Raw genomic sequence first — 19,156 nt, 5'->3', positions numbered from 1 at the left:
AAATAATCTTACTATTAATAATCTGATATGTAAATAGTTAGCTATTTTAATTGGAGTTATTACCGCTGTATAAATAGGTAAACAGCTATTTAACCTATCAGGGAATCACCTCAAAAGTTTTAGGGGTTTGACTGAAAAATGGAGTTAATTGGGGTTGTATTACCGGTTAGAAAGGGATGCGGAGTTACTAAGAAGCTATCGTTGATGTACTTACACTGTTTTAGTGGGTTGCCTATGATTTAACTCCTTAAAATTATCAATATAGGTTGATTAGAATAGTTAATATCGAATTTGTAGACTATGAGTTGGAAAAAGGCTTTACATAGGATACCTTGTTATGTGCAGACTTTTAAATGCATAAAAAGTATCTTGCTTTAGTTTTTGATGATGCACCTATTCTATTGTAAAATTTTATCGCTCTCTTATTAAAGTCAGGTGTTTGCCATTGGATATGATTACATTTTAGTTTTTTTCCTTCAATTTTAATTCGTTCGATCAAATCCTCTCCAAGTCCAAAACCTCTAGATTTTTCATTCAAAAATAGACAGTCCATATAAATATAAAATTCAGAATCCCAAGTTGAAAATTGTTTCATATATGTAGCATATCCGATAATCTCATCTTTGTGTTCGACAACTAAACAGAATAGACTTGGTTCATCTGAAAATAGGTTTTTACTCAATAATTCTTCTTTGTTTGTTGAGTTATATTCTGTCTTTTCAAAATCCGCGTGTTGCTTACATAATTCAACCAGATTTTTTAAATCTACTTTTTTTATAAAGCGTATTTGTGGTTTTTTCATTAAATCTCGGTATTAATTACATCTTCCAAATAAATCTCAAAACTTGGAATTGGCTCTTTTTTCAATATATTATTCAGCCAGGAAGTTCTTTCGTGGTTTATAATCTCTAATTCCCAGACACAAGCTACGATTCCATTCCCAGAAATCTTTTTAAATCTATCGGGTTTTGTTGACTCAGTTAGATAGACGTTAGTATTTAACATATTCTTTCCTACCCACCAATTAATTACTGAAAATATTCCCTCTTTTCCTCTGTGAAGTATTAGAAAGCCTATTTTATCATTAGAAGAGTCAAATCCGTTATCAATAGCTAACCATTTTGGGAGTTTTTCTATAACATTCTGGTAGAAAGCATCTTGTCTAAAATCTCCATTTTGTGAAATTGTATAAATTTTTATTTTCCAATCATTAACGTTAATTAGCTCTATAAAATTTATTTTTCTTGTTTTGTATTTTTTCATTAATGCTGTTTTATTCAGCTAGCACATGACGGATAATATATTTGCAATAGCAGGGCAAAATCTTACCTTGCTTTTCGATTTTTCTCCGCATTTGTTGCTAACTTTTAATTTTAGCAGGCATTGTGCCTTACCGAAAATGCCATAACCATTCGATTCATCACCAAACTACTATTATCACATGTACGGTGTTATATGCTGACCTATTTCCATATTTCACTAAAAGTGCTCAATACTTTTTCTTTTAGCTCACTTGGAATGTCTTTGGTTTGGTCAAAGTTCAATTTTACTTGTCCTCATTGATTATGCAGTTATATTGTGAAAAAACCAGTTATGTCAAATTCTCCGTTGTATTCTTTGTTAATTTTATCAACCACTTTATTGAACTTGTCATTTTTTTCCGAATAGTCTTTTCCGTATAAAAATTCGTTTATGTTTTCCATTTAATAGTTTGGTTAATTAAAATTCCAATTAAAAATAGGAATATAATTCCGCAAGAGTATGTCAGTTTGAAAAATAAATTTTGCTCCTAACATAAATTGATTTCAATATTCTGCATTTGGTATTGGGGATTAAGTATTCAATGACTTTCACCTCATTTTTTACACTAAAATATTTATGGGACGGTTTTTAACGCAAATGAAATTTCATCCGCTATAAATACTTTTACATTTAGCATTTTATATTTGAAATTCAACACGCTAACTTCAGTATTCGCCATTATATATTCGATATTCAGCATTTAACTAGTGTCTTTTCTTTTTTGCATCGCCCAAAAAAGAAACAAAAAAGTCTAGTCTGAAAAAACTTTTGCTAAAAATAACGTTCAATCCGTTACATGAAATTAAATCAGGCTAACTAGTTTTAGCTTTGCTCATAGCAATCAAATCTACACGAGATATGTACTTCTCGTTTTAAACGAATTTCCTGTAGCCACTGCTATCCCTTCATTTTTTATGCTAAAGTTTTTATAGGACGCGTTTAACTCAGATGAAACTTAAACCGTAACAAATACTTTTACATTTAGGGGTTATTATTCTACATTCGAAATTTAAGAAGCTAACTCCTACCATTGAACATTTTATATTGGATATTCAGTATTCAATTACTTTCACTTCATTTTTTACACTAAAATTTTTATGGGACGGTTTTTAACGCAAATGAAATTTAATCCGCGGCAACTACTGTTACATTTAGCATTTTACATTTAGCAATTTACATTTGAAATTCAACACGCTAACTTCAGTATTCGCCATTATATATTCGATATTCAGTACTCAACTAGTGTCTTTTCTTTTTTGCATCGCCCAAAAAAGAAACAAAAAAGTCTAGTCTGAAAAAACTTTTGCTAAAAATAACGTTCAATCCGTTACATGAAATTAAATCAGGCTAACTAGTTTTGGCTTTGCTCATACTCATAAACTCTACGCAAAATATGTACTTCTCGTTTTAAACGAATTTCCTGTAGCCACTGCTTTCACTTCATTTTTTACGCTAAAGTTTTTATAGGACGTTTTTAACTGAAATGAAAATTAATCCGAGACAACTACTGTTACATTTAGCATTTTACATTTGAAATTCCTCACGCTAACTTCAGTATTTGATATTATATACTCAGTATTCAATGCTAAGTTATGGCCCACCGGCTTTCTCCTTTCAGTTCGGCATTAAGCGTTGGCTTCTTTTAAATAATACTTTTTCCGTAACCAGAAGGAAACGCGCACTAATAAAATTAAAGCGGGTACTTCAACTAAAGGACCAATTACTCCTGCAAATGCTTGACCCGAATTCAATCCGAATACTGCAATTGCAACTGCAATCGCTAACTCAAAATTATTTCCTGCGGCTGTAAATGCTACGGAAGCTGTTTTGTCATATTCCGCTCCTGATGCTTTGGTAAAGAAAAAACCAATGATAAACATTAATGTAAAATAGATAAGCAAAGGAACTGCAATAATCAGAACGTCCATCGGAATTTCTACAATCAGTTCTCCTTTAAGAGAGAACATAACAACAATTGTAAATAAAAGTGCTATCAAAGTTATTGGCGAAATTGCCGGAATAAATTTATTTGTGTACCAATCCTCCCCTTTTAGTTTTACTAAAATCAGCCTGCTCAAAATTCCCATTACAAACGGAATACCTAAATAAATTGCTACGCTTTCTGCAATTGTGCCGATTGAAATATCTACAATTGCCCCTTCGAATCCAAAATACGGCGGAAGAACGGTTATAAAAATCCAGGCATAAAAACTGTATGCAAACACTTGAAAAATACTATTTAAGGCTACCAAACCTGCTCCATATTCGCTACTTCCATCTGCAAGGTCGTTCCAAACCAAAACCATTGCTATACAACGAGCCAAACCAATCAGAATAAGTCCGACCATATATTCCGGATACTCTCGTAAAAAGGTAATTGCCAAAATAAACATTAGGACAGGACCAATTATCCAATTGAGAATAAGCGAAATAGAAAGTATTTTTGTATTTCTAAAAACTTTTGGCAGTAACGAGTAGTTAACTTTTGCCAAAGGTGGGTACATCATTAAAATTAAACCGATTGCAATCGGAATATTTGTAGTTCCGCTACTAAATGAGTTTATAATATTTGGAAAGGTTGGAATAAAATAGCCAAGTGCAACACCAAAAGCCATTGCAACAAATATCCAAAGTGTTAGATATCTGTCAAGAAAACTTAATTTTTTTGAAGCCATTTTTTATAAATTTATTTGAGAGAAAACGTAAAACATTTCAGTTGCTATTTGCAGACTTCTTTCCTTGTATTTTTCTGCCTGTTGTGAGGTATTGTCAAACACTTTTGGGTCTTCAAAAGTTATCGGAATACGTTTTTCTGCACCGGCAATAAAAGGACAACCACCATCCGCTTGTGAGCACGTCATAATTGCTGCGAATTCAGATTTTGGATTAAAATCATCATCTAATTTTTTTGAAAACCCAATAATTGGATGCTCATTATCCGCGTATTTAATGCTGTACACAGGGTTATCATTGTTTGAAATGGTTTTTATCTGAAACCCTGAGTCTTGCAAAGTTTCTGCTACCATTGGAAAAAGCGCAGTGGCCTCTGTTCCTCCGGAATAACAAAACACATTTTTAATATTGAAGTAGTTTGCCATGGTTTGTGCCCAAACTTGTGATAAATGACTTCTTCTTGAATTGTGCGTACAAATGAAATTAAGACGGATTACTTGGTTTTCGGAAACCTTTGACTGAATAAAATCAGTTAACGGTTGTAAAACTTCTTTTCGCTCATTTGAAATTGTTTGAGGATCTAATTCTTTGATTGAATTTTCTATTTCTGAAAATAGCGTTGGCTTTGTTGTTGTCATTTTTTTTAAAATTAAATTGGTTTTAGCAACAGTTTCCATCTGGTGAACAACAAGGTTCATTAGTAAAGTTTGATAAGTTTACTTTAGGTTTTTCTACCGGAATTCCGCATTTGTCTTTTGCCAAACAGTCAGTTTGTTTATTAGTAAGCAAGAAATGTTGTCCGTCAAAATCAAGTCCGAATTTCCCAATGGTATCCGCTTGATATTCTACTTCGATTTCCAAATCAGCTATTTTTAAAACTTTTTCAGATAGTTCGATAATATTTAATAGCTTTTCGGGATGCAATCTGTGATCGTAGTCGTTTGCATTCCAAAGTTGGAAGTTCACCACATCTTCTTTTCTTTCAGTTCCGCCACAATCAATAAAATGTTTTGTGATTTTACCAACTTCGGTGACATGAAAGTGATTTGGTACTAATTCTCCGTTTGGTAATTGAAAACCTATAGTTTCCAATTCTTTTAAAACTGATTTTGCTTGTGATAATTTCATAGCTATATTTGTTTATTGCGATTTTGCGATTAATTAAGTAAAATTTTTTAACAGCAATCTGGATTTTCGCTTACGTCTTGATTAAGAAATTCGGTCATAACAGTTTTCATTGCTATCCAATTTTCTTTATGAATGCAGTAACAAACACTTGTTCCCTCTACATTTCCTTTAATCAAGCCTAAATATTTCAGTTCTTTTAAATGTTGTGAGATTGTAGGTTGCGCTAATCCGATTTCGTTTACTAAATCTCCGCACGCGCACGAGTTAATTTTAAACAAATGTTGTAAAATTGCAACTCTTGCAGGATGTCCGAATACTTTAGCAAAAAGTGAAATTTCATTTTGCTGGTCTGTAAACATTTCGGTTTTTGCTAGTCCCATTTTTGCTCTTTATTTATTCATTGCAATATTACGATTAATATATTAATGTGCAAAGTTTTTCTCAAGCATTGTTTGAAAATAGCTCTTTTATTTATTTGTACGTTGGGTTTTGGGTTGATAAAAATAAATGTGCTGTTTAGGTGATGGAAAACTTATTACCATAACAAAAGAAATATCAAAAAGAGGATACAAATACGTTATAAAATCATCATAACCTCTATAACGAGTAGAAAGAGACGTTTATAAACTCGCAGGAACAAGGTATGTTGGAAATCTTCAACGTCATCTAGATCTATAGAATCACTTAGCAATCTCTATACAAACTAATATCGACCCGGTTTAGTCAACACGGCCTTCATGCTCGGTCGTACCGACCACATGAATGCTTAGTTGTTAGGCACTGGCAGTTTATCTATAGTCTTTTTTAATACATTCCAAACAATTTCCATATCCTTTTTTTCTGTTCGCCAATTACACAATGCAGCTCTTATTCCATTTTTGTTTTGATATTGAGTTGATGTCATAAAAACCTCTCCATTTTCAGTCAATTTACTTAAAAATGAATCTATTTTTTCTTTTGATTTTTCAAATCCATTTATAGTAAAGCAGACAACATTGAAATTTACTGGCGATAACAACGAGAAATTGTCAGATTCTTTTACTTTTTTACCTAAATAAGATGCCATTTCACAATTTCTTTCCACGATTTCTTGATATCCGCTTTTCCCATAAGCCAACAACGTAAACCAAACTGGCAATGCGCGAAGTCTTCTTGAGGTTTCTGGTGTTCTATTCATATAATCGGTCATTCCTACAAAATCACTTAAATAAGTTGCATTGCTATTTTGAAAAACATTCCGTTGTAGTTGTGGATGCTTGGTAAAATGGATTGCAGAATCGTAAGGGACGTTTAGCCACTTATGTGCATCAACAACAATAGAATCGGCGTTATTTACTCCATCAAGTAAATGGGAAAACTTGGTTGAACAGTTTGCAAAAAGCCCAAACGCACCGTCAATATGTAACCAAAAGTTGTATTTTGATTTCAATTCTACTATTTTCTTAAAATCATCGAAAGAAGTCGAGTTAACAGTTCCTGCATTGGCAACTACGATGTTTGATAAAGAAGTGTTTTTAGCTAATTTTCTTTCAAGATCTTTTATGTCAATCGCTTCAGAATTTTCTTCAGAATTTACTTTTATAAGACTGTTTCTTCCCATTCCTAACATCGAAAGAGACTTATAAATTGAAGAATGAGGTGAAGCAGAAAAGACTTTAATTTTATTTAGTTTATATAATCCAGTCTCTGCAATATCTATATTCTCGTTTTGGGCTACCCATTGTCTTGCACTCGCAAGCCCAACAAAGTTTGACATTGTTGCTCCAGAGACAAAGGAACCAAAAAAATCTTGTGACAAACCAAAAAGCTCTCTTGCCATAGCTATGGTTTCATCTTCTAATTGAACTGTAATCCCCTCTCCATTATCTTGGTCAAAAACACTGGTTAGCCAGTCTCCAACAATAGAAGCAGGTGTTGCACCTCCAACTACATAACCAAACGACCTTGGTCCACTACTTGCAGTAAGTTCTTGGTAATAGTTTTTTTCAAAATCTTTCAAAACATTTAATGTTCCTTTGCCATCAAACGGAAGCTCTCGGTAATTTTTATTTGTAGCTGGTTGTATGTTTGCAGGTCTATCATTCAACCCTACTAAATATCTATTCGAAAGATTTTTGGTTTCTTCCAATAATTTTAACAAGCTCTCTTTATCGTTAAATAATGTCTTATTCATTTTTATCAGTCCGGTTTTGTTTGCTTGTGCCTAACGTTTTTGCTTATGAGCTGTGGCGTGACTCGGCACGAACCTCTCCAGATAAAAACTGGCTTTGGAAAATCCGCAGGATTTTCAAAATGAGGACTGACCGAGCCATAGCTTATGTACGGTGTTAGCGGCTGCCTTTTATTGTTCGTCTGTTCCTTCAATTTGTCCGTTATCTTGATGTTTTCCGAGTCTATTTAAAGGTTCGATTACCATCGCAACAACGAATTGTCTTATTTGGGTTTCACTATATCCAAGTGATTTTAAAGTTTCGATTCTTTGATTTAATATTCGATTTTTCCGTTCCGCTATTTCAAGTTCTCCAATTTCTTCTTCCTGTCTGCTGCGATATTGATTGTCTTTTTTTCTTTCGTGTCTGTCCTTTATGTATTCTCTAATCTGTTGAAGAGGATTAAAAGTTCCAAGAACTTCCCAAAATCCTGGCGATTGAATGTTGACCTTTGAGATTATCAACCTTTCCGACGGCAAAACAATTTTGTTGATGTGGATATTTTGTTGAAGTTCGAGTAAGTTCGGTAAACTGTCTTTTGTTCTTTTAAAAGCAAACTCCTCAAAAAACATTTCATACATAAATGGGTCAAAAGGATAGTCCTTTCGATAATTAAAATCCTTCCAGTATCTTCTTAATCGGTTGAAGTTCTCATCAGTTTGTTTAAATCGACGTTTTCTATCGTATCTTAAAGTATCGACAATAAAGTTAAAAGCATAAATGTTGTTGTATGCGTTTTCAAGGTCGTATAGCAATGTTGTAACTTCGGCAACAGTTCCGAGTTTTTCTGCCTTAATTCGCAATGATGTGATTTCTTCTGCCATATTTTGATTTGTAGTTCGGATTTTTTTTAGGTTACCGCCAACGTTTCGTGTATGGTGTCGTAGCTATCCCGCAGGGTAGCTATGAACTATACACCTTGTTCTATGTTTTTTTCTATTTGTTCTTTTATTATCGGAAGTATATCACTACTTCTTTCTCTTACTATTATGGCTCTTTTCTTATCTTTTAGTAGTTCGGTAAAATGATTGTCCTCAATATTCATATCAACCACATATCCACCATATTTTAAAGTTGTACGAGCAATTTCTACAGGTAAATTTGTTGCTCCCGATGTACCAACTATAAATAGTACTCCGCTATTTTTAGCTACTTTCAAAGAGCTAAATTTCTTATTAGTTTTTTCATCATAATATTCGTCAAACCACAAAATATTTAATCTTAACCAATTCCCACATTCAGGACATTTTAGAGAATCAATTTCATTTTTTCTAAGATCTTCTTTAATATCTTTTCCAGTTAGATTGTTTGGAATAGGTAAGATTTCTTTGCAATCTGTTGAGCATTTTACCTCTCTATAATTTCCGTGAACTTCATAAATGTTTTCGTTTCCAGCTCTTCTATGAAGATTGTCAATATTTTGCGTTATCAAATGGAATCTATCGCCTAATATTTTTTCAAGGTTAGCAAGTATTTTGTGACTTTCATTCGGTTTAGCATTTTCAATCATTTTTTTTCTAAACAAAGTGTATTGCCAAACTTCTTCTTGATTTTCTTTAAAGTATTTATATGTCCCAAACTCTTCGGGTTTATGATACGTAGTTCCTTTAACCCAGATTCCGTCTGATCCACGGTATGTTGGAATTCCACTGTCAGCAGAAATTCCAGCTCCAGTTAGGAAAGTGAATTTATTTCGTTTCTCTTTCGATAATACTTCTTCAATTATGTCGTTTAGTTGATTCATTCAAATTGCATAGAACAATGTTATATAGTTACCATTAGTAACTATATTTCTCTTATCTCAATACTGAAAGATAATGTAAAAAAGTTATGGTTACTTAGTGGGTTATGATTTGGTTATAAAGATGTCTAAACTACAGATTTTATTTTACATAGCAGAATTTTTTATAAGCACGGGTTGTTGTTAGCCATTAGGTAAAAGTTAAGAGAGGTAGTTGGATTTAAAGTTATCAGAACCAAGAATCAGGATTCCGGAGTTATAGAAACGGGAAACAGGACGTGACTTGGGTATATTTGTAATTATCACTTTTGTATTTGATTTTCCACATTAGTGGCCACTTCTTTCAATACATTTTTACCCTAAAGTTTTTATAGGAACTTTTCTCGAATAGTGATTTCAATCCGTTACCAATACTTTTACATTTAGCATCTAGCATTTAAAATTCAGCAAATTAACTTCAGTCTTCGACATTATATATTCAGTATTCAACTAGTGTTTGCTCTTTTTTGCATCGCCCAAAAAAGAACCAAAAAAGTCTAGTCTTAAAAAACTTTTACTAAAAATAGCGATCAATCCGTTACATGAAATTAAATCAGGCTTACTAGTTCTACCTTTGCTCATACTAATAAAATCTAAGCGAGATATGTACTTCTCGTTTTGAAGGAATTTCCTGTAGCCACTCCTTTCACTACATTTTTTACGCTAAAGTTTTTATAGGACGTTTTTCACTCATACATAATTTAAGCCGTGACTAATACTTTTACATTTGGCATTTAAAATTCAACAAATTAACTTCAGTATTCAATATAAATCTTTTCTTTTTTGCATCGCCCCTCCCTTCTACTCCGCTCGGGATGACATAAAACAACCCTACCGAACGTATCTGTTCTGTACTTACAAGACAAGTAAATTAAGTGGGCGGAAAAAGTCTAGTCTTAAGAAAGTTAATACTAACTAACTTTTAAGATTTTAAACCATACATTATTTCACGCCATTCCAAATATCCAAATACATCTTCCAGTCGCCATTAATTTTTTTCCATACAATGACATATTTACCTTTCCATGAAGATATACGTCCGTCTTTGTGCTTTGTTTTGCCTTCATAATAACCGTAGTCATAAGCTGTATCACTTGCAATGCTTATTTCTGTTTGGGTTATGTTGTGGAATGTGGTACTCATGCCCTCAGGTAATGTCCAATACTCAATAATGTCTTCACCCTCTAAAATCTGTGTACCATTTGGAAATATTTTAGCGTCTTTGGTATAAGACGCAGCTATGAGCTCGTAGTTCGAAGACATAACGTATTTTGAAAAGTCCTTTGTATTCTTCAGTATGGTTTGAATGTCTTCTTTGTTTCCATTTAAGATTTGTGCCTGTACATTGGTAAGACCCATAAAAAAAGTGAGTAGTATAAGTATTATTTTCATTGTTTTATATTTTTTATTTTGACAATCATTTCTTTCGCATTAGTATTTTTTGGGTTTAATGTAACTGACTTCTTATAATTCACCAAAGCCAAATCGTATTGCTTATTTTTAAAGTACCCCTCTCCCAAACTATCGTATACATTTGCATTATCAGGAAATTCTGAAACAGCTAATTTGAATATTTCTATACTTTGATTTATCATTTTAGATGTTAATAAGTCATAACCAAGGCTGTTTAGTTCCTCTGGATTTTCAAAATCGTAAATATCAAAATTATCTCTTTTTAAGTCATGGTAATACTGAACTCCCAAATCAATATTTTCATGACATTTACTTCGGATTTGTCTGTAAATAGACCTTTTTGGCAAACTAAAAGATTTCCCTTTCATGATATTATGTACAGATTCAATTATTTCAAAAGACTTACTTTTATTGTTAGACATTAAAAGAATATTGAGGTCATTCTTGAATTCACTTATAAAAGCTGCTTCAAATTGATTGAATTGACCTCCATGTAAGTGCATAGTGAATAATTCATCAGTTGAGCCCATCACAGACTTTTGGTTTTTAAAATATTGATTTTTGAGAAGCGTTTTTAATGATTCTTTAGAAATTAATTTCTCGTTATGCAATGCAGTAATCCACGTGTTTAAATCATCGATTGATACCCATAACCAGCCTTTACTTGAAGAAGATTCATCAGCATTTTGCTTGTGTACGTCAAAGCTTCTAGCTCTATTTGGATAAGAATAATCAAGGTCGAAGCCTACATTGGACATTTTTAAAGGCGTAATAATATTTTCCGTCACAAACTCTTGAAAGGTTTTGTTTGTAACACTTTCGATGATTCTTTTTTGAAGAAAAATACTATTGTTATTATAATTAAATTCTGTCCCAGGATCAAATAGTAAACCTGGTAGACGTTGTAGATCTTCTAAAATATCTTTGTCATTTTTTACGTTTCCATAATCAATCTGAGGAATTCCGCTAACATAGTTTAAAAGATGTTTTACGGTAATTTTTTCAGACCAAGCAGGCAAACCTAAACCAAATTGAGAGAGTTTATCATCTAAATGTAAATCACCTTTCTCAATTAACATCATTATAGATACGGCAACAAATTCTTTTCCAATGGAGCCCGGACTGAAAATCGAATTTTTTGTCAGCTCAGTTTGTCCGGAACCATCTGTGTATCCGAATGATTTCTGATATACAAGAGAATCATTTCTGGTAATTAATACATTGCCATTATAAATGCCTCTTTCATAACTAATCTGCATAAGAGAATCAATAGGTTCATAGAATTTTGAAAAGGGTTGAGTTTCTTGATTTTGTGCGTTAATAAATCCTAAAAAGGATAAAAAAAGGATCAGAATTCTATATTTTTTCATATTTTTTTGATTGATTTATAATTAAAGGATCAGAAAACTTTGAGATTGTTACAGTTTTTCTACTGTTAAAGGTTAGTTACTATATCATATATCTCATCAGCCATATGTATAACATTTTCAAGCTTTCGATTCTTTAAAATTACAATGTACAGTTCATTTTTAGGATAATATCTAACAACAGCTTCATAATTTCCGCTTTCGCCGTGATGATGATGAACTTCTAATACGTCATCTTCCCATTCTAAAACTCCTAAAGGTGATTGCGAACCTTCTCTTTCTGAGAGGAGTTTTATTGAAGCTTTCGACAGCAATTGATAACTATGTAAATGATAGAGCCATTGGTATAGGTCGTTTGCCGTAAAACTCATTAAAAACTTTGGTTCTTGGATAACAAAGGGATAAGGGTTATAGTCTTCATCAAATGCAATGGCGGGTAGTTTTTCATCTTTGTAAGGTGTTTGCTTGGCAAAATAGCTATCAGTCATCTTTGCAGGTTTGAAGATATGTTTATAAACATAATCTTCGAAGGACTGTTTGCTAACCTTTTCAACGATAAGCATTAGCAACAACGGGTTATAGTTTGAGTACAGATAGTCCGATCCCGGTTCAAAAGAAAGTTCTTCTTTTTTTAAATCGCTCAACAGTGATTCTGCTGTAACCGGGTTATTGTTTTCTATATAGTTTTCCCATGGCACTTTTGGTAAACCACTGATGTATTTAAATAGTTGTTGTATGTTTACTGATGATGCCCAAGCGGGTAAATCATCTAAGTAATCACCGACATTATCATCAAGTTTTAGCCTTCCTTTTTCGTACAGCTGCATAACAGCCACTCCGGGGAATTCCTTATAGATGGAACCAACGTTAAAACGATGTGCGGCTGTCAAGGGTGTTTTGGTTTTAGGATGGGCAATACCGAAGGATTTTTCATAGATAACTGTATCACCCTTTACGACTAAGACATTGCCATTGAGTTCGCCTTTTTTATGTATCTCATCTATATAAGCCGCTACCGTTTCGTAGTTTTTACAACTAGAAAAAAAACAAACTGCGATCAGTATATAGAATTGAATTATTTTTGTCTTCATTCTACTAGATTATTATAAATTTTCAAGAATGTTATTGGCTAATTGTCCTACCCAACTTCCTCCACTTGAAGTCAGTATTACTACACCAGTATTCTTTTTTGGATTTAGGAAGTATTCACAAGCAAAGCCGTCTGCATCTCCTCCGTGTCCATACTTGATATCGTTTCCTTTCGTTTCCTTGATTAGTCCAAAACCATAGTGTAAACCTTGACCCATTTCTGATGTCTGATGGGTTAGTATAAGTGGATTTTGCGTTTCTTCTTTCCGATAAGCGTTTATCTGTTCTAAAAGTATTTTGGTCAAGTCAATCGCATTTGAGTAGATGGCACTTGCAGGTGTTGCCATACCCATATTAGAAGCTTTAGTAGCAATCTCTCTATTATCCTTTTTGTATGGTGTTACTAAAATTGATTTTTGTTCGCTGCTGAGACTTACCGCTGTATTTTTTAAATCATATGTGTCGGCCACATATTTCCTCAAGAGTTCTTTATATGAAAGACCGCTAACATTCTCGCAAATGAAACCAACAATGACATAGCCTGAATTTGAATATTGAAATTTTGAGTTTGGTTCAAATTCTAAGCTTAGTTTTTTCAAATCTGCTATTAAATCATCTTTAGAATATCCTTTCAACCAAGCTTCTCCCTCAATACGTTTGCTATAGATTGAGCAAGCATCACTTGGTATTCCTGCGGAATGATTTAATATGTTTTTTAAAGTAATTTTCGATAAGGTTTTTTTAGAATCTTCAATAATTTCATTTGGAAGATATGCTGTGATAGGTTTATCGATGTTTAGCGTTCCTTCTAGAATTAAATTGTTAACAATAATACCTGTAAACATTTTTGATTGTGAGGCTATCTGAAAAATTGAATTTTCATCAACCTTTATGCTTTCTTCCCTTGATAAGTGGCCATAACCTTTAATTAAAGCTATTTTTCCATTTTTTATAACGCCGATGGATAGACTGGGAATATTATTGTCAGCTACTACCTCTTCTATCTTTTTATCTATAGATTTTGATTCTTTTGACAGGGTATTACAACTGGTAACTATTAATAATGTGAGTAGGTAGAAAGTTAAATTCATCATTTAATTAATTTTTATTTTGTCTATTGAAAATTTTGCTTACAACCTTCCACTCCCCATCAATCTTAAGGAGGTTCATATAATCCATAAAATAAAACGTAGGATACTCAATTGTTAATTTCGCTTGCGCAGCATTTCCGCTGATATCGATGGTAATAATTTTAGCTGTTCGATTTTGTTTAGGACCTGGTGTAATCGCTTTCTCAAAAAACTCTAATGCATTGACTTCTTTATATTCTCCCTTACGCACAAACTTCATGGTGGCAGTTTCATGAAAAGCTTTTTTTAAAAGCTCAAAATCATTGTTAGTTCCGCCATCCAAATAATAGGAAATTGTTTGTTCAACCAAGGCATGTTCCACATTCTGAGCAACTGCATAGCTTGATACCAGCATGCATAAAATTAGTGCTAACTTTGTTGTTTTCATAAGTGTAGTTTACGTTATTAATGATGTTTGTTCTCAATTTTTTTTATAATTTCATTGGCCACTGATGCCGTTGCCGAAGGATCTTGACCTGTTATTAAACGGCCATCAACGACAAAGAAATTATCCCAGCCTTTTTCTGAAGAGGTATATACCCCTCCATTTTCACGAATTTTATTTTCTATAGAGAAGGGAAACTCTTGATAATACGGTGCTTTTGGGTTTTCGAACTTATCTGGGAAACCGTTTACATGCTTTCCATAATAAATGTACTGACCTTTCTTATCTTTTATATGTACAATTCCCGCAGTGCCATGACATATGGCAGAGACAACACCGTTATTTTCATAAATTTGAGCAGCTATATCTTGTAGCAGTTTGTTTTCTGGCACCCCAAACATAGCCGCTCCTCCTCCACTATAATATATCGCCTTATACTCTGATGCGGTTATATCCTCAGGTTTTAATGTATGCTTAAGTAAGCTCATAAAATTAGTATCGTAAAGGTATTTTTTTTGAATACTATCTGATGTTTTGAGATAGCCGACGGGAATGGCACCACCCTCCGGACTTACAAAATCGATATCATACCCTGCTTTCCTAAGAACATCGTAAGCGATTACAATCTCACCAAAATGATTCGCGGTATTTTGCTTCGTATTTCCATATGTATGCTGATTGGAGGTAACAAACAGAACTCTTGACGAGGGCGATGCTTGTCCGCGGATTACCGGTTCTTTACACGCGGCGACTGATAGAAGCGTTAGAAGTAGTATGTGGTATCGTTTCATGAAATACTAATTTTCCAGCAAGATGAAAAATTCAATCAAAAATTGATACGCATATTATAAATTAGAAGTACGGATTTATAATATAAGACTAATTAAAACAGATTATTAGGTGTTTACACTTCTGTAAGTAGATGGAGTTGAACCGGTTATTTTCTTAAAAGCTGTAAAAAAGGTTGATTTTGAATTGAAGCCACATTCATAGGCAATAGCTTCAATAGTCAAATTACTTTTAGTCCTCAAACAGGTTTTGGCTTCTTTAATACGGTATTCGTTAATAAAAAGAGAAAAACTTTTGTTTAGATTATCATTGAGAAATTGCGATAAGTAGTGAGGCAAAACTTGCAATAAGGTTGCCACATCCTTGAGCTTCAAATTTGGATTTTTATAAAGTTCTGCATCTTGAACAATTTGATCTAACTTAGCTTGAAAATTAGCAGCCTCCGCAGGATTTATTTTTTTATTCTCATATTTAATTGAGTCCTGATAAAACATCTTCTTTTTAGGACGTTTTAGGATCCAGAATAAAATGCCTAAATAAAATACGACCGAAAAAGATATAGCTCCAACGATATAGGATGTATACGACCCAACCGTATAACCCAACCAAATAAGTGTAGTACCCAAATAAATACTCAGTACCCAAATTTCAATATCTCTTAACGACGATCTGGATAAGAATAGGTTCTTTAAAAGCGTTTTAACCTTATACGTGGTCAAGATGATGTATATAAACCACTGTATGTAAATTAATTTAACAATCCCCTTGGACCACATCGCTTTATGATCCCAATAAGGATACAACATACCTAAAATGGAAATGATCAAAATTGCCGGTACGGTGTGAATTATCCATTGAGTTCCTTTTTTATTCTCTAAGACAGTAGTACAATAGAGGTATAAAAAAGGACCGATTAATACACAGGCAGAAAGACCGATTTGTATAAAAAGTTCCGCCAATCCCGGATTAAAATAAAAGAAAACAGATTTGATAATTCGTACACTCAGAACAAAGAGTAATGCTGAAAGAAAATAATTTGCGCGTTGCTTATCTTTAGATAAAAAAGCAAAATAAATACTTAATAAAAAACCATTGATGGCACCTAAGGCACTAAAAATAAATAAGGCTTGTTGTTCTAAATCCATATCACAAATTACTTAGTAAATATAGAAAGTAAATTTTTAAAATCAATTGGCAACATGTGGAATCCTCAGAAAGTATCGCTATGTGCTTAGATTTTAGAACGCTGACTGCGAAGAGTAAGATGTTGAAGTAAAATTGCAATTATTTTTACAACAAACAGTGCTATCAAAGTAGTAAACTCAAATAGCACTGTGTATTATTTAGATAAAATATTAATCGTATTAGGATTTAACCAATTTACGCAACGCTGCCCATTGTTTTAGCATATTCCTACCTTCTGTAGCCGGATATCCAAGAACTGTAGCACCGGCTGCAACGTCACCCATCACACCGGAACCTGCTCCTACAGTAGCACCAGAGTGAATGGTTGTGTGATCTTTTATCGAAGCACTTCCGCCAATAACCACACCATCTCCCAGGGTTACAGAACCTGCCAATCCACTATGTCCGGCCATGATGCAACTACGACCTAAAATACAGTTATGAGCAATCTGCACCAGGTTATCAATTTTACAGCCATCTCCTATTATTGTAGAACTGAATTTTGCTCTGTCTACACAAGAATTAGCTCCGATTTCTACACCATTGCCTATCACTACATTTCCAATATGTTCTATTTTTACCAAACCACGTCCATCTTCACAAGGTCGGTATCCAAATCCATCGGCACCAATGCTTACGTTATTATGAAAGATACAGTAACTTCCGATGATGGAACGTTCACGTATCACGGTTCCGGACCAAACTACCGTATGATCACCAATTTTAGAGTCGTCAAATACGGAAACATTTGGGTATAAGATCACGCCATCTCCCAAGACAACATCCTTGCCTACGTAGCATCCGGCTCCAATTTTACACCCTTTACCTAAAACAACAGATTCATGCACTGTAGCTACTGGGTGAATATCGGCTTCAAATATGGGAGCTTTCGGTTTGAATTCTTCTAACAATTTAGCCATCGCCAAATCTGCATTTTTAACTTGTATCAGAGCACGATTAGGATCTGCCTCAACCGTAAGGGATTCGTTAACGATAGCAGCAGATGCTTTGGAATCTGGCCATAATTTGGCAAATTTATGAGATCCTATAAACGTAATCTGATCTTTATTCGCGTTTTTTAATTGTTCAAGACCTGTAATTTGTTGATTGGTAGCGCCAATAAGTTTTCCTCCAACGATTGCGTTGATTTCTTCAATTGTAAATACTTTCATTCTTTTGAGATAGTGTTCGTTTTAATAGATTTAGGGTATTTAGCATGAAAATTCATAAAACTTCCTGCTTTGATGTAAATTCTAATATAGAATCTAAACCTTTTAAAAAGATCGCTCTTTTATAGTAGGCTTAGCGTCTATTAGATACATCGCATAATAACGCAATTATCTCAATAAAACAAATTCTCTTAAAAATGTAGCTAATTTTAACTTGAAAACAGTTATATCTTAGTAATTCTGACTTTCTTTTTTTTAAGTCTGCTATTATTTAATTCAGTTACCACACGGTCTGCAATAGATACAGGTACAGCAACAAAGGTACAATCTTGTTTGAGCTCAATAACGCCCAACTGATCTTTGGTCAAATTACCTTGTTTAAAAAATAATCCGGCAATATCTCCTTTGGATATCTTATCCTTTCTTCCTCCCGAGATAAATAAGGTCTGCCAATGCTGTGGTTTACGAGCTGCTTGATTTGAAATATCCGCTATTTCCGTTTCCGGAATAAAGTCACGCAATGTTTCTTCTTCCCATTTCAAAATAAAAGCGGTTCCTTTTGCATTGACACGTGCAGTGCGGCCATTACGGTGTGTAAACTCTTCTGCCGAGTATGGGAGTTGATAGTGAATGATGTATTTGAGCTCTGGAATATCAATACCTCGGGCTGCCAAATCCGTAGCTAGAAGAATTTGATGCGTTCCATTTCTAAATTTTATCAAGGATCGCTCTCTATCCTTTTGTTCCATATCTCCATGAAAGGTCCCATGATTGATATTTTTACGTTTTAAAAATGCACTTACCTCTTGAATACTATCTTTAAAATTACAAAAAATAATCCCCGGCTGACTTCCTGTATGGTTTAAAATAGCCAACAGACTGTCTAATTTATCTTTGGTTGGAGAAATGACAGTTTTAAATGTCAGTTTGGAAACTGATCCATCCAAATAATTGATAGTCTTAGGACTATCTAATTTGACAAAATTGGGGATACTCACTCCCTGTGTTGCAGAGGTCAAGATGCGTTTAGAAACATGAGGTAATTCCTTGATAATCTGTTTCATTTCGGTTTCAAAGCCAACCTCCAGAGATTTATCAAATTCGTCTAAAATTAATGTTTTTATACGCTTAGTAGAAAAACGTTCCTGTCTTAAATGATCCGCTACCCTACCTGGCGTACCGATCAAAATCGCCGGAGCATGTTTTAATTCAATTTTATCTTTGGAGCTGGATCGTCCACCATACACCGCATTTACTTTATATCCGGATCCCATATCTCTAACAACTTGTTCTATTTGTATGGCAAGTTCTCGGGAAGGAACCAATATCAAGACCTGAACATCTTCACAATCCTCGTCTAAAAGAGCTATTGTAGGTAATAAAAAAGCCAAGGTCTTACCCGTTCCCGTAGGCGACAATAAAACTACGTTATCAGTTTTTTTAATGACAGCAGTAGCCTCCTCTTGCATAGGGTTTAACTGCTGAATGTTTAATTTTTGAAGAATATCGGTTTGAGATCTTTTGCTATTGGACATA

General features: G+C 33.6%; 18 protein-coding genes. All 18 read right to left on the bottom strand.

From position 1 onward, the window contains the following. Positions 1–349: 349 nt before the first annotated feature. Positions 350–802, bottom strand: a complete 453-nt coding sequence (locus ACJRPK_RS05855; RefSeq protein WP_407138938.1) for a GNAT family N-acetyltransferase — start codon at positions 800–802, stop codon at positions 350–352. Continuing rightward, the gene (locus ACJRPK_RS05850) at positions 802–1,263 is read right to left on the bottom strand and encodes a hypothetical protein (protein ID WP_407138937.1); all 462 of its coding nucleotides are present in this window, start codon (positions 1,261–1,263) and stop codon (positions 802–804) included. Before ACJRPK_RS05850 ends, ACJRPK_RS05855 begins: the two co-directional genes overlap by 1 nt. 1,664 nt (positions 1,264–2,927) lie before the next feature. Then, on the bottom strand, positions 2,928–3,977 hold the full coding sequence (gene arsB, locus ACJRPK_RS05845) for an ACR3 family arsenite efflux transporter (protein ID WP_407138936.1): 1,050 nt from the start codon (positions 3,975–3,977) through the stop codon (positions 2,928–2,930). 3 nt (positions 3,978–3,980) lie between these two features. Beyond that, positions 3,981–4,613 carry a low molecular weight phosphatase family protein gene (locus ACJRPK_RS05840; protein WP_407138935.1) on the bottom strand — a complete coding sequence of 211 codons (633 nt, stop codon included), beginning with the start codon at positions 4,611–4,613 and terminating at the stop codon, positions 3,981–3,983. A 22-nt stretch (positions 4,614–4,635) separates the two neighbouring features. Beyond that, a complete protein-coding gene (locus ACJRPK_RS05835) occupies positions 4,636–5,103 on the bottom strand; it encodes a DUF6428 family protein (RefSeq protein ID WP_407138934.1) in 468 nt (155 codons plus the stop codon). 47 nt (positions 5,104–5,150) lie between these two features. After that, a complete protein-coding gene (locus ACJRPK_RS05830; protein ID WP_407138933.1) occupies positions 5,151–5,483 on the bottom strand; it encodes an ArsR/SmtB family transcription factor in 333 nt (110 codons plus the stop codon). A 386-nt stretch (positions 5,484–5,869) separates the two neighbouring features. Beyond that, on the bottom strand, positions 5,870–7,231 hold the full coding sequence (locus ACJRPK_RS05825; RefSeq protein ID WP_407138932.1) for a pyridoxal phosphate-dependent decarboxylase family protein: 1,362 nt from the start codon (positions 7,229–7,231) through the stop codon (positions 5,870–5,872). Between the two features lie 213 nt (positions 7,232–7,444). Further along, entirely contained in the window at positions 7,445–8,137 is a 693-nt protein-coding gene (locus ACJRPK_RS05820) for a hypothetical protein (RefSeq protein ID WP_407138931.1), read from the bottom strand. A gap of 86 nt (positions 8,138–8,223) precedes the next feature. Continuing rightward, a complete protein-coding gene (locus tag ACJRPK_RS05815; RefSeq protein WP_407138930.1) occupies positions 8,224–9,057 on the bottom strand; it encodes an SIR2 family NAD-dependent protein deacylase in 834 nt (277 codons plus the stop codon). 978 nt (positions 9,058–10,035) lie between these two features. Beyond that, positions 10,036–10,485 carry a YybH family protein gene (locus tag ACJRPK_RS05810; protein WP_407138928.1) on the bottom strand — a complete coding sequence of 150 codons (450 nt, stop codon included), beginning with the start codon at positions 10,483–10,485 and terminating at the stop codon, positions 10,036–10,038. Then, complete coding sequence (locus ACJRPK_RS05805; RefSeq protein WP_407138927.1) at positions 10,482–11,876, bottom strand: serine hydrolase; 1,395 nt, start codon at positions 11,874–11,876, stop codon at positions 10,482–10,484. Before ACJRPK_RS05805 ends, ACJRPK_RS05810 begins: the two co-directional genes overlap by 4 nt. 65 nt (positions 11,877–11,941) lie before the next feature. Continuing rightward, positions 11,942–12,964: a serine hydrolase domain-containing protein gene (locus ACJRPK_RS05800; RefSeq protein ID WP_407138926.1), complete on the bottom strand. Its 1,023-nt coding sequence runs from the start codon at positions 12,962–12,964 to the stop codon at positions 11,942–11,944. 12 nt (positions 12,965–12,976) lie between these two features. After that, positions 12,977–14,056, bottom strand: coding sequence for a serine hydrolase domain-containing protein (locus ACJRPK_RS05795; protein WP_407138924.1), 1,080 nt, complete (start codon positions 14,054–14,056; stop codon positions 12,977–12,979). A gap of 4 nt (positions 14,057–14,060) precedes the next feature. Then, positions 14,061–14,480, bottom strand: a complete 420-nt coding sequence (locus ACJRPK_RS05790; protein ID WP_407138923.1) for a nuclear transport factor 2 family protein — start codon at positions 14,478–14,480, stop codon at positions 14,061–14,063. Between the two features lie 17 nt (positions 14,481–14,497). Then, on the bottom strand, positions 14,498–15,268 hold the full coding sequence (locus ACJRPK_RS05785; RefSeq protein ID WP_407138922.1) for a type 1 glutamine amidotransferase domain-containing protein: 771 nt from the start codon (positions 15,266–15,268) through the stop codon (positions 14,498–14,500). A gap of 105 nt (positions 15,269–15,373) precedes the next feature. Beyond that, complete coding sequence (locus ACJRPK_RS05780; protein ID WP_407138921.1) at positions 15,374–16,411, bottom strand: helix-turn-helix domain-containing protein; 1,038 nt, start codon at positions 16,409–16,411, stop codon at positions 15,374–15,376. A gap of 219 nt (positions 16,412–16,630) precedes the next feature. Continuing rightward, complete coding sequence (gene lpxD / locus ACJRPK_RS05775; RefSeq protein WP_407138920.1) at positions 16,631–17,623, bottom strand: UDP-3-O-(3-hydroxymyristoyl)glucosamine N-acyltransferase; 993 nt, start codon at positions 17,621–17,623, stop codon at positions 16,631–16,633. A 221-nt stretch (positions 17,624–17,844) separates the two neighbouring features. Next, entirely contained in the window at positions 17,845–19,155 is a 1,311-nt protein-coding gene (locus ACJRPK_RS05770; RefSeq protein ID WP_407138919.1) for a DEAD/DEAH box helicase, read from the bottom strand. Position 19,156: the final 1 nt, after the last annotated feature.

Origin of the sequence: Aquimarina sp. 2-A2 (assembly GCF_045505135.1) — a bacterium.
Taxonomy (GTDB): domain Bacteria; phylum Bacteroidota; class Bacteroidia; order Flavobacteriales; family Flavobacteriaceae; genus Aquimarina; species Aquimarina intermedia.
Note: the sequence above shows the minus strand (reverse complement) of the source record. Positions and strands in the feature narration are given on the sequence as shown.